This is a genomic window from Cohnella ginsengisoli (assembly GCF_029525555.1).
Taxonomy (GTDB): Bacteria; Bacillota; Bacilli; order Paenibacillales; family Paenibacillaceae; genus Cohnella; species Cohnella ginsengisoli.
Genome location: NZ_JAPDHZ010000003.1, coordinates 599,323 through 611,774, shown reverse-complemented (window position 1 = coordinate 611,774; position 12,452 = coordinate 599,323). Strand labels below are relative to the sequence as shown.

Below are 12,452 nucleotides of genomic sequence, written 5' to 3'. Positions count from 1 at the left end.
TAGAAAAAAGCGGAGATCAAAAATCTCCGCTTTCTTGAACAGAATCCATTGTTTTTTCTATAGCTGTCGCTTAATGAAGCGTCTTAGGGAAACCTTCACGCCATGAAGCGAACCGCGGACTCCAACCATTCCGAAGTGCCTTTGTATTAAGCGCTCCGCGTTCTCCTCTCACGCTTCCTGGCATTGTCTTGGGTTCTGGAGCGTTAAGGGCTTTCGCATAGACAGGCACCCATTCGGTACCCGCTGCCGGATCGCTATCCACAATGTTATAGGTTCCTGTGGGCCATTCCAGCGCCAAAACAGCTGCAGCTGCGGCGTCTTCTGTATGAACAAAAGAAGTGATGCCGTCAGTAGCAGGCAAGTTCCCCATTCGAACTTGCTCTGCGAACAATCCGTCCGAACCGTACCAGGTCCCTTCACCGTACAGCACGCCGTATCTAAGAATGACATGCTCCGGCATTTCCGCAGCGGCGGTTTCCAGTGCATGAACGCCATGTACGCTTGTTAGTTGCGGTTCCGGAGCCTCAAAGTCTAGTGGACAATCCTCCGTTGCCGGCCCTTCTCCGGGCGCATAGGTCATGGTGATGCTTTGCGCGATCATCCGGCGAACGCCAGCGGCGAGCGAAGCATCCACTAAGTTTCTCGTTCCCTCCACGCGAATTCTTGCATTGGCGGACGGATCCATAGCCTGCAGCGAAGTCAGTTGGTGAATGATCACCTCTGGGGATGTTTCGGCAAGTACGCTGAACAGATTCTTGCGATCATATACATCCGCTTGGACGAATGAAGCTCCAGCTTTTTTTTAGGCTTTCTGCATGCTCCGGGTTGCGGATTAGCCCAACCACTTCATGTCCCTTTTGTACGAGCATCGGAATAAGCGCCCTCCCGATGACGCCGCTTGCTCCAGCAACTAAAATCTTCATTTGTTACTGCCTCCTTTACTGTTTGTATTTAAGACCCATTTGTTATCGCATTTGTGACATAAGATGCGACAAGCGCTAAACTAAATGGAAAATAACAAATAAATCGTATGAAGAGCTGTATGGAATTCGATAAGGTTTAGCAGAATAATGGAAGGAAGCAGTATAATAACGGGACATGAAAACCTATCATTCGAAATTTAATAGATTCGATTGAGATAAGGAGTTGCAAGGGATGTTGGATATGTCGGCGGTCGAATCGTACCGTCCTCTGCTGATGACGCTCGCCTACCGGATGCTCGGTTCCTTAAGCGAAGCGGAAGACATCGTGCAGGATGCGCTGGCCGATTATGCAATGACTGTGGATCGCGGCAGCATTACGCACGAAAAAGCTTATTTGGTTCGAATGGTCACCAACAGAAGCTTGAAACTGAAGCAATCCGCGCGCAAACGCCGCGAGTTCTATGTCGGGCAGTGGCTCCCGGAGCCTGCCATTGCCGATGGCGGGATCGGCGGTGCGGCCGCAGCCCTCGGATCCGCAACCGGAAAGAACGGAAATCCTGCCCATTACATCGAGCGGCAAGAGAACATCACATATGTGATGCTCGTTATGCTGGAGAGGCTGACTGCCGTCGAGCGCGCGGTCTTCCTGCTTCGCGAGACGCTTGACTTCGACTATGGGGAAATCTCGGACATCGTGCAGAAGTCAGAAGCGAATTGCCGTAAAATTTTCAGTCGGGCAAAAGAAAAGCTGCAAGGCTTGGCGGGAGAAGGCGGCGGCGCGGAAGCGATCGATCCCATGCGGCGCAACGAGGAACAAGCATGGGCTATCGCCAAAGCGTTCTTGCAGGCGGCCGAGACCGGAAATTCGTCCGCGCTCGTGGACATGCTGGCGCATGACGCCGTACTCGTAACCGATGGCGGCGACAAAGCTCGCGCGGCGATCAATCCGATCGAGGGCAGCGAGCGCATCGCAGCATTTTTTATCGGTAACGCGCGCAAAGGCACGATGGGCGATTCTTTCTTGCCGGTCGACGTGAGCGGCCAACCCGGCTTTATCGTTATCCAGGACGGCCAGCCGGCCATGGTCATGGTGTTCGGTTGGGATGCGGAAAAGCGGATCTCGCGCATTTTTATTATTTTGAACCCTGACAAGCTTGAGGGTGTCACAAACCGATTCGCCGCTTGGTCTTAGATAGCGAAAGTCGATGCAAGCAGGTCGGCACTACTATTTAAGGAGTGATTGGCAATGGAACCCAGAATGTTGTTGAAAGAGGTTAACCCTGCGGCTTTCACGGCGATGGTCGGACTCGAAAAATTTCTGGATGGCGCAAGTCTCGACAAAAAACTGAAGGAGCTTGTAAAAATACGCGCTTCGCAACTCAACAGATGCGCCTTCTGTCTCCAAATTCATACAACAGACGCCCGCAAGCTGGGTGAATCGGAGGTTCGCATTTACACGCTTAACGCTTGGCGAGAAACGTCTTACTTCACCCCGCAAGAGCGCGCGGCGCTGGCGTTGACGGAAGCCGTCACCCTGGTCGCATCCAATCACGTTCCGGACGACGTGTACGAAGAAGCAGCCCGTCACTTCAGCCAGCAGGAGATCAGCGAGCTGCTGATTGCCATTATCACAATCAACGGGTGGAACCGCATCGCAATCACGACGGGCTTGACCCCTCCGGCATAATCCATGGCATCCTACTATTGGAGAACGATAGAGGAATAACAACAGCGGCAGTCCAGGACTTTATTTTCTTGTCCTTTGCTGCCGCTGCTATCTATTAACGCTTCAGTCTAAAAGTTATTTTAAAAAGCTGCCGATTCTTCGATTCAAATCCCCGCTAAATCAACAATTCAAGTTTAATTCTTAAAACAAATAAAGGACTGAATTATATGAACAGTTGTACTTTTCTCATATCAATGGCGACAATCGATGATCTTGATGAACTAACAATTTTGTTTAATGAATATCGGATGTTTTACAATCAGGAATCAAATATTTCAGCTGCAAAGGAGTTCTTATTTGAACGATTTGAACACAGAGAATCCATTATCTTCGTTGCTAAAGATCTGAATCACAATAAAATAATCGGGTTTACTCAACTGTACCCTTCATTTTCTTCAGTTTCTATGCAAAGATCTTTCATTTTAAATGATCTGTATGTACTTTCGGATTTTAGAGGTGCAGGAACTGCTCGGGCATTATTAGAAGCTGCAAAAGATTATGCAAGAAGCATCAAAGCCAAGGGATTAGCACTCTCAACAGCGATTGATAATGTAAGAGCACAAGGGATTTATGAAAAAAGTGGCTATGAAAGAGATGAAGAATATTATCATTATTTTCTAAAGGCCTAGAGAGGCAATAAATTCATTGCCAAAGTCATAGTAGTTTCTACAAGGATTGTGCTATCGGAGAACGTAATTTCAATCTTGACAGGCAGACAGCTGGAACGCGATCAGCTGCCTTCAGTCATTGAAGTATCGGGAGTTTTACGTGGCGGACAAGTGATTCGAATGAATAATCCTGCAGCTGACTATCAGCTGTTTTGGCTATATGTATGGTTGGTCCCCCGATAGGTCCCAACCTGCACAACTTAAAGGGGATGCCCCTCAGCTTACCATATCAAAGCTTGCCAACGGATTATAATGAACAACAAGGCCTACATGACTCTAAAGTCAGGAGCTTGTGAAAATAGTTGCTCCAAGTTGTGCCAAATGGTCGTTACAATAACATGCTAATCGGTCGTTTTTGTGCCAAAGTGAAATACAACTCACAGCGGCCTTCTTGTGTTCGTGACTCCCCCCAAACGCTCCACACGCTGGCTCAGCCTGGCAGGCGGAGCTTTTTTTTTACGTTTCTCACGTGCATGCGCACTGGCGAAGAGAACATCGCAAGGATGGATAAGCGTCAGCACGACATCGACTTCGACGTCGCATGAGGCAGACGAGGCGGACCCATTGGCCCAAGAGGGGAAAGTCGAAACCTCTTTTCGACGGGAGCTTGATGAATTAAGATAAAGAACAAGTTTTGTTGTAAGCGTATACAGAATAGCGGCTTTAGCGGGCTGAGGGGGGATGTCCATGTTTTCCGTACATTGGAACCGATTTTTCCGGTCTTTTTTTCGGTCGCTTAAGGTGGAAGCTATTCATCTTTTTCCTCGTCTTGACCGTCATTCCCGCGATCGTCACCGGCAATCTGTTGTATAACAACGCGTACCGGGGGATCGAAGAGAAAACGGGCTTGTACTCCGAGCAAATCATGGTGCAATCGGCAGGCAGGCTCGATGCGCTGCTGACGGGCATCGAGGACATCAGCCTGCAGATCGTCTCGTCGATCGACATTCAGCAGCTGGTGAATCGAATGGCGGACGCGCCGGACGCCGCGACGGAGCAGCGGGAAGCGGAGCAGCTGAAGCAGAAGCTCGGACAGATTCTAAGCTCCAAGCGGGAGATCGTCGGCGCGCAGCTGCTCATGACCGACAAGGAGCTGGCCGTGACGTCCGGGGAGAAGATGGTGCCCAGCGACTACAAGCTGTCCGAAGAATACACCCAGGCGCTGCTGCGTCCGGAGCCGGTCTACTGGCGGGGAACGATCCAGAACGAGAGTCCCTCCATGCTGTACGAATACATTACGACACTAACCCGTAAGCTCTACTCCGCGAGTGGCAGCGTGATGGCGACGCTCGTGCTGGGGACGAAGGAGTTCGCGCTCGCGGACACGTTCTCCTATATCGATCTGGGTCCGAGCGGATTCGTGTTCATCATGGACAAGGACGGCAAGGTCGTCTCCCATCTGAGCAAAAGCAAGCTGACCAAACCGGCGGAATATGCGTTTGTTCCCCGGATCGTTCATGCCGGGGAAGGCGATATGCGGATGTTCCCCGCCGAGCTTGACGGGGAGAAGTTCATGGTCACCTACGCGAAATCGACCGCGACCGGCTGGTTCGTCGTCAGCGCGATCCCCTATTCCTATCTGATGGAGCGGATCGCGGCCGTCGGCAAGTTTTCCATCCGTCTCGACATCGTCCTGTTCGTGATGGCGACGCTGATCGCGCTGTGGATCTCCTATAGCATATCCAGGCCCGTCCAGCGGCTGGCGGCCGCGATGAGAGCGGTCGAGGGCGGCGATCTGAAGGTGTTCGTCAACCTGAGGAGCACCAACGAGATCGGCGTGCTCGGCAACAGCTTCAACCGAATGATCAAGCGCATCAACCTGTTGATCGACAAGGTGTACGAGGCGGAGATTCTCCAGAAGGAAGCGGAGATCAAGGCGCTGCAGTCGCAGATCAATCCGCATTTTCTGTACAACACGCTCGCGGTCATCGACGGTATCGCTTCGGTGAAGAAGGAGAAGGAGATCAGTGCCATTACCCAGATGCTCGCCGACATTTTCCGATACAGCACGAGCGGCAACGATCAGGCGACCGTCGAGGAGGAGCTAAGCCAGCTGCAGCGATACTTGAACATTCAGAAATACCGTTACGGGGAAGATCTGCGCTGGCAGTTCATCGTGGATCCGCAAGCGCGCAGCTGCCGGATCGTGAAGCTGCTGCTGCAGCCGATCGTGGAAAATGCAGTCATACACGGCATACGCAAGGCCGGCATGATCAAGGTCATCATATTGCCGAGCGGCGATCACCTCTCCGTCTCCATAGAAGATAACGGGAGAGGCATGACGGACGAAACGCTCCAGGAGCTGCTGCTTCGGCTGGAGACGGCGAACCGGCTGCAAAGCAAGGCCGAAGGCGGCAGCCATATCGGACTCGCGAACGTGAACCACCGGATCAAAAGCTTTTACGGCGAGCGCTTCGGATTGACCGTCGTCAGCGCCGAGGGACTCGGCACCAAGGTCAGCTTGACGATGCCGATCGTCAAAAACGAGCCGGCGCCCGGGCAGGAATAAAACAAATGCAGAAGGAAGGGAAACCGCATGCAACTGAACGTCATGATCGTCGACGACGAAGCCTATATCCGCAGCGGCATCAAGGCCAAGATCGATTGGGAGCGTATGGGATTATTCGTAGCCGTCGAAGCGAGCGACGGCGCCGAAGCGCTGCAGGCCATCGAACGAGGCGGCATCGATCTGGTCATCACGGACATCACGATGCCGGTCATGGACGGGCTGGCGCTCATTCGCCGGGCGACGGAGCTTGGCAGCGCCGCGAAGTTTATCATCGTCAGCGGCTACGGCGAATTCGAATACGCCCGCACGGCGATGAAGTACGGGATATCCGAATATTTGCTCAAGCCGCTGAAGTCGGAGGAGCTTGAGGCGTCCCTCGAACGGATCAAAGCGGAGTGCCTCGCCGACGAGCAAGCCTGGCAGAAGGAGAGCGCGAGCCGGGAGGAAACGAAGCGCAAGGAGGAGAGTCTGCTGCACTGGCTGTCCGGCAGCTATACGCGGCCCGGAGATGGAGACGGGGGGAAGGCGCCGCAGCCGGCTCCCGAATGGGCGGCGGGCAGCATGCTGGTCGGCGTGATGAAGGCCGATGTGCTCAACGACGTTCACGACGCGCAGGTGCCGGGGCCGGGGGCGGGGCGGACGCCGACGTTTTACCGCGACGTGGAGACCGCGTTTCAGGCGTTGAGCGAACAGACCGGCGGCTGCTGGGTCGTTCGCAGCGTCAGGCCGGAGCATGATTTCATTGTTTTGTTCCAACCGGCGCTTCCCGGCGGCAAGGACAAGCTCATTCGGGCTTTGGTCCCGTTCTTGGAGCAGCTCGAGCGCAAGATCGGCGTCCGATTCACGGTCGGGCTCGGCTCCGTCCACGATCAGGCCGAGGCGGTCAGAGATTCCTACAGGGAAGCGCTGTTCGCGGTCAAGGAGCGAATACTGCCCTGGACGGGCAAAGTCATCGATTATGCCCGCATTCCCGTCAGAGCCGACAAACCGAACTTTAGCGCGGACACGAGGCTGCTGCTCCGTTTTCTGAAGGAGAAAAAATGGGACAAGGCCAAGGCGCACATCGACCATATGTTCCGTCAGGCCGTCCAAAAGAAATCGCTGTCCAACCACAACGATGCGTACGAGCTGTTTATCGAAATTTATTTTACGATCAAGCAGTTTTCCCAGGAGGAAGCGGCGGTGCATGCCGATGCGGGGGCAGCGCATACCGGGGCGGACCTGACGGACATCGTATCGGCCTTTTGCCACACGGATCAGATGACGGACTGGCTGTATCAGTACCTGGAGTCGGCCTGCCGGCACCTGATCGGCGGACAGGATGCCAGCGGCAAGGAGATCGTATACCGGGTCAAGGCGTATATTCGGGAGTTTTGCAGCTCCGATCTGACCTTAAACGCAATCTCCGAAAAATATCACATCAATCCGATCTACTTCAGCCGAATTTTCAAGACATACGTCGGGGAAAGCTTCAACAGCTATATCACGAGGGTGCGGATGGAAGAAGCGCGTTCGCTCATGGGCACGACGTCGCTGCGGCTGCAAGAGATCGCGGAGATCGTCGGCTACGACGATTCGAAGTATTTCAGCAAGGTGTTCAAAAAGTTTTTTGGCGTCAGTCCGAGCCAATACGCGGAATCGCAAGGTGCGCAGACGAAGGAAGACAGTGCCGCGAACGACGCTGCCGCGATCACGAAGGTATAAATTTTGCACATCACAAGTTAATTCTGTGCGTCTGTCCGAAAGCGTTTCCATGATACCCTTGGTTCAGAACCAAATGCAGTTCCAACTTTCTAGGGAGGCTAATCTATGAAAAGAAGCGTTGCGGTCGTCTTGAGCGTCATCCTGGCATCGGTGCTGGCGCTGACTGCCTGCGGTAAATCGGAATCTTCGACCGGATCCGGTTCGGCGGGCAATCCGGATAAGATCAAGCCGATCGTCGTCGGCGTCAGCAACGGCTACATCGGCAACGGCTGGAGGACGCAAATGACGGAAGACATCGAAAAGCTGGCCGAGGACTACAAGCAAAAAGGGTGGATCGAGAAAATCATCGTCCAGCATGCGGGGCTCGACGTGAACAACCAGATCGCGCAAATCCGCAACATGATCAATGCCAAAGTCGACCTGCTGCTGATCGATCCCAATTCGGAGACGGCGCTTAATCCGATCATCGAGGAGGCGGTCAAAAAAAGGCATCAAGGTGATCACCTTCGACCAGCCGGTGACGACGCCGAAGTCGATCAATGTCGTCATCGATCAAGTGCAGTTCGGTAAAAATCTCGCAGAATGGTTCGTTGAAGCCGTCGGGGAAAAAGGCGATGTCGTGATCGTGAGCGGTCTGGCGGGCGCCTCCGCGAACGTGAACCGCCTTAACGGCATGCGGGAGGTGCTGGCCAAGCATCCCGACATCAAGGTGCTGACCGAGGTGAACGGCAACTGGGACGAAGCGAACGCGCAGCAGGTGACGTCCAACCTGATCGCGTCCTATCCGAAGATCGACGGCGTGCTGACGCAGGACGGCATGGCGCTCGGCGTGGTGAACGCCTTCCTGGCCGCGAACAAGAAGCTCCCGGTCATCACGGGCGAGAACAACGTGGCGTTCCTGAAAAAGTGGAAGGAGCTGAAGGACAGCCAGCAATTCAGCACGTACGGCCAAAACAATCCGCCGGGCATCGGCGCCACGGCGCTCGGGATCGGCGTCCGCATGCTGCAAGGCAAGACGAGCAAGCTGCCGATGCAGGACAATACGTTCTACTATCCGATCGGCACGCACATTAAAAACGATACGCTCGAAGCCGAGCTGAACAAAGTGGCGGACAAACCGGACACGTATACGCTGGACGAATGGCTGTCCGAGGAGCAGCTGGACGCTTACTTCGAATGAGCCCGATGCCGCGCTGACGAATGAATACGCAAGCGAGGAGGGGATACCGCGGTATTCCCTCTTTTGCAGGGCGCATCCGGAACGCTTGGGCGCGGCGTAAAAAAAGGAGAATGGCCATGCATTTACTTCGAGCGACATCGCTTCGAAAAACGTACGGCGGCATAACGGCGCTGAAGGACGGCAACCTGGAATGCAAGCGCGGCAAAGTGTGCGGGCTGCTGGGCGCCAACGGCTCCGGCAAGTCCACGTTTTCCAAAATGATATCGGGGGTCGTGACGCCCGACGACGGAGACATCTGGTTCGACGGGGCGCATGTCCGCATCTCGTCGCCGCAAGAGGCGAAAAAGCACGGCATCATCATGGTGCACCAGCATCTGAGCCTGATCCCGGAGCTGACCTGCTGGGAAAACATGACGCTCGGCTTCGAACCGGTGAGCGGGATGGGATTCCTGAACAACGCGCAATCCCGCGAGCTGGCCCGCACGTATTTGTCCAAGTTCGCGCCCGGGCTGTCCGTGGATCGCAAGGTGAAGGACCTCTCGCTCGCGCAGAAGCAGTTCGTCGAGATCGCCAAAGCGGTCGCGCAAAAGCCGAAGCTGCTTATCCTGGACGAACCGACCGCGCCGCTGGAGCAATCGGAGGTCGAGAAGCTGTTTGCCGTCATTCGCGAATTAAAGGCAGAAGGCACGTCGGTCATTTTTATCTCGCACCGCTTGTGGGAAATTAAGACGATCTGCGACCACGTGGTCGTGTTCCGGAACGGAGAAACCGTCGGGGCGATCGATTTTGCGACCGAGGAAAAAGACGAGGACGCCATCGTATCGATGATATCGGGCAAAGATCTGCAGCTCGTGAAACATAAAGCCCAAACCGGCGGCGCAGCCCGCAAGGAGCGCCAGCTGGAGGTCGAGGCGCTCGCGCTTCGCCAATCGCGGACGCCGGTCCGCTTCGAGCTCGGCAAGGGCGAGGTGGTCGGACTGGGGGGGCTGCAGGGGCAAGGTCAGGAGCAGCTGCTGCTGGCGCTGTCCGGCCTTCATCCGTCGGGAAGCGCCCGGATCACGCTGGGCGGGAAGCGGCTGAAGCTCAGGCATCCCAGAGACGCGGTGCGCGCCGGCATGGTGCTCGTCCCCGGCGACCGGCACAAGGAAGGGTTGTTCCTGCAGCACGACATGCTGCTCAACTTGATCTATCCGCAGCTCGCCGTCCGGAAGACGGGCTTCTTCCTGAGCCGCAGGCGGCTCAAGGCCGAGGCCGAGCAGATCATCGGGCGATTGAACATCGTGCCCGCCGACACGGGCAAGGTCGTGCAGTTCCTGAGCGGCGGCAACCAGCAGAAGGTCGTGGTAGGCAAGTGGCTGCCGCTCGCGCCGAAGGTGCTGCTGCTGAGCGATCCCGCCAAAGGGGTCGACGTCGGCGCCAAGAAGGAATTGTACGATACGGTCAAGCAGCTCGCGGAGCAGGGCACGTCCGTCTTGCTGTATGCCAGCGACTATGAAGAGCTGATGGCCATATGCGACAGGGTGCTCATCCTGTTCGAGGGCCAGATCGTCGATCAATTGATGCCGTCCGACTATAGCGAAGAACGGTTCGTGGCCGCATCCCTGCGCTCGGAGACAGCCGCGGATCGTTCGCCAATCGAAGCTTGGGGTGAAGCGAAGTGATACGAACGCATGGGCTTGAAAACATCCGCCAGTCGGGCCTGCTGCCGATCTGCGCGATCTTTATCGTCGTCGTGGCGGTCAATGCCTGGCTGCAGCCCGGATTTTTTTCCTTCGACGTGTTCCAGTCGAATCTGGCCAGCTTCACGCCGCTCGTGCTCGCGAGCATGGCGCAGGCGGTCGTCGTCCTGGCGGGCGGCATCGACATGTCGATCGGCATGTCGATCACGCTCGGCACGGTCGTCATGGCCGCCACGATGGGAGATTCGCCGGGCAGCATCGCGCTTGGCATCGCGCTGTCGATCGCGGCGATCGTCGCCGTCGGCGCGCTGAACGGCTGGACGGTCGGGTATTTGCGGCTTCCCGCCATCATCTCGACGTTTGCCGTATCCGCGATTTGTTACGGGGCATCCCTGCTCATCATGCCGCAGCCGGGCGGGTACGTGCCGTCCGTTTTTTACGAAACGTATCAATCGACGATTCTCTACGTGCTGCCGGTATCGCTGGTCGTGATCGCAGCTGCCCTGCTCGTATGGGGCTACGTTCAGAAACGAAAAATATACCGCTATATTTACGCCGTGGGAGGCGATGAATCGGCCGCCTACGCCAACGGAATCTCAACCCGGAAGGTGAAGCTGGCCGCCTTTCTGATCGCGTGCGTCTTAATCGCGCTCACCTCGCTTGTCGTCATCTCCCAAACCTCGACGGGCGACGCAAATATCGGCCGTTCCTACACGCTGAATACGATCGCGGCCGTCGTCATCGGCGGGATCAGCCTGCAAGGCGGCAAAGGCAGCGTCTTCGGCGCGGTGCTCGGCGCCTTCATCATCGGGTTCATCTCCAACATCATCTTCTTCGCGAATCTGTCCTCCTTCTATCAGGATCTGATCAAGGGGCTTATCATCATACTGGCGCTGACGCTGTCTCTTCTTCCCGCGCTTCGGAAGAAAGCGTTCGCCTGAAGGAGGCTTCATCGACTATGAGCATGACCAACGCGCAGACGCGCGACATGAACGGACCAGGGGCGGCGCTTCGCGGCATACGCCAGATCGGCAGCCGCAAGGTGCTCGTCGCCTACCTGCTCGTCATTCTCATCTTTATCGCGGGGCAAGTCGTCTCGCCCGGCTTCGCCGCTTTCTCCAACATCATGAACGTCCTGAACATCTCCGCGCTGCTCGGGCTCATCGCATTGGCGCAAATGCTGGTCGTCCTGTCCGGCGGCGAGGGCATCGACCTGTCCGTCGGCGCGATGGCCTCGCTGGGGGCGGTGCTGGCCTCCCAGATGCTGAACGGCGCGGACGGCAACCTGCTGCCCGCGATCGCCGTCGTCCTGCTGGCGGGCTTCGCCATCGGGGCCGTCAGCGGGGCAGGCATCGCTTACTTCAAGGTGCCGCCGCTCGTCATGACGCTGGCCATGGCCAGCGTCATCCAGGGCGTCGCCCTCGTATACACGAACGGCCAGCCCAAAGGCATGGCTTCTCCGCTCCTGAAGGAGCTCGGCGTCGGGAGAACGGCAGGCATCCCGAACCTGGTGCTGCTCTGGATCGCGGTCGCGATTGTCGTCGCCGTGTTCCTGACGCGCACCAGACCGGGTCAGGCGCTGTACGGCCTCGGCACCAACCGATTGACGACGGAGCTGTCCGGCGTGCGGACGAAGGTGTTCACGACGGCGGTATACGGCGCGAGCGGCGCGATCTCCGCGATCGGCGGCATGATGCTGCTGAGCTATACGGGCACCGCGTTCCTCGATATCGGCTCAAGCTATATGCTCCCGACGATTATCGCGGTCGTGATCGGCGGCATCTCGCTGGCGGGCGGGCTCGGCAGCTACAACGGCACCGTCGCCGGCGCGATTTTGCTGACCAGCCTCAGCAGCATTCTCGTCACGCTTCGGATGGGCGAAGGCGGCCGGCAGATCGTCTACGGCGTCATCTTGCTGCTGCTGCTCGCCGTATACGGGCGGCAGAAGGTCAAGTGAATCATTGCCGTCTTCAAAATAAGTAAGCGCGTTCATATGGTATAAATAACACCCCCAACAAGTTGATTTTATGCGTCGGCTTCGGGACGCGGGGATCTTATGATAG

10 protein-coding genes and 1 pseudogene are annotated in these 12,452 nt (G+C 56.3%); 10 read left to right on the top strand and 1 reads right to left on the bottom strand.

Features of this window, described 5'->3' with window-relative positions; all coding sequences use genetic code 11:
• Positions 1–70: 70 nt before the first annotated feature.
• Positions 71–923, bottom strand: a pseudogene (locus tag OMP38_RS13955) (NAD-dependent epimerase/dehydratase family protein).
• Positions 924–1,155: 232 nt separating this feature from the next.
• Here OMP38_RS13955 and OMP38_RS13950 point away from each other — a divergent pair.
• From OMP38_RS13950 to OMP38_RS13905, 10 genes are all read left to right on the top strand, one after another.
• Entirely contained in the window at positions 1,156–2,115 is a 960-nt protein-coding gene (locus OMP38_RS13950; protein WP_277565689.1) for a sigma-70 family RNA polymerase sigma factor, read from the top strand.
• 54 nt (positions 2,116–2,169) lie between these two features.
• Entirely contained in the window at positions 2,170–2,610 is a 441-nt protein-coding gene (locus OMP38_RS13945) for a carboxymuconolactone decarboxylase family protein (RefSeq protein ID WP_277566811.1), read from the top strand.
• A gap of 206 nt (positions 2,611–2,816) precedes the next feature.
• The gene (locus OMP38_RS13940) at positions 2,817–3,278 is read left to right on the top strand and encodes a GNAT family N-acetyltransferase (RefSeq protein ID WP_277565688.1); all 462 of its coding nucleotides are present in this window, start codon (positions 2,817–2,819) and stop codon (positions 3,276–3,278) included.
• Positions 3,279–4,086: 808 nt separating this feature from the next.
• Complete coding sequence (locus tag OMP38_RS13935) at positions 4,087–5,826, top strand: cache domain-containing sensor histidine kinase (RefSeq protein ID WP_277565687.1); 1,740 nt, start codon at positions 4,087–4,089, stop codon at positions 5,824–5,826.
• 27 nt (positions 5,827–5,853) lie between these two features.
• Complete coding sequence (locus OMP38_RS13930) at positions 5,854–7,530, top strand: response regulator (RefSeq protein WP_277565686.1); 1,677 nt, start codon at positions 5,854–5,856, stop codon at positions 7,528–7,530.
• Between the two features lie 105 nt (positions 7,531–7,635).
• Positions 7,636–8,100 carry a substrate-binding domain-containing protein gene (locus OMP38_RS13925; protein ID WP_277565685.1) on the top strand — a complete coding sequence of 155 codons (465 nt, stop codon included), beginning with the start codon at positions 7,636–7,638 and terminating at the stop codon, positions 8,098–8,100.
• Complete coding sequence (locus OMP38_RS13920; RefSeq protein WP_277565684.1) at positions 8,027–8,710, top strand: substrate-binding domain-containing protein; 684 nt, start codon at positions 8,027–8,029, stop codon at positions 8,708–8,710. Before OMP38_RS13925 ends, OMP38_RS13920 begins: the two co-directional genes overlap by 74 nt.
• A 116-nt stretch (positions 8,711–8,826) precedes the next feature.
• Positions 8,827–10,371, top strand: a complete 1,545-nt coding sequence (locus tag OMP38_RS13915; RefSeq protein ID WP_277565683.1) for a sugar ABC transporter ATP-binding protein — start codon at positions 8,827–8,829, stop codon at positions 10,369–10,371.
• Entirely contained in the window at positions 10,368–11,330 is a 963-nt protein-coding gene (locus OMP38_RS13910; protein ID WP_277565682.1) for an ABC transporter permease, read from the top strand. Before OMP38_RS13915 ends, OMP38_RS13910 begins: the two co-directional genes overlap by 4 nt.
• Positions 11,331–11,347: 17 nt before the next feature.
• Complete coding sequence (locus tag OMP38_RS13905) at positions 11,348–12,346, top strand: ABC transporter permease (RefSeq protein WP_277565681.1); 999 nt, start codon at positions 11,348–11,350, stop codon at positions 12,344–12,346.
• The last annotated feature ends 106 nt before the right edge of the window (positions 12,347–12,452 follow it).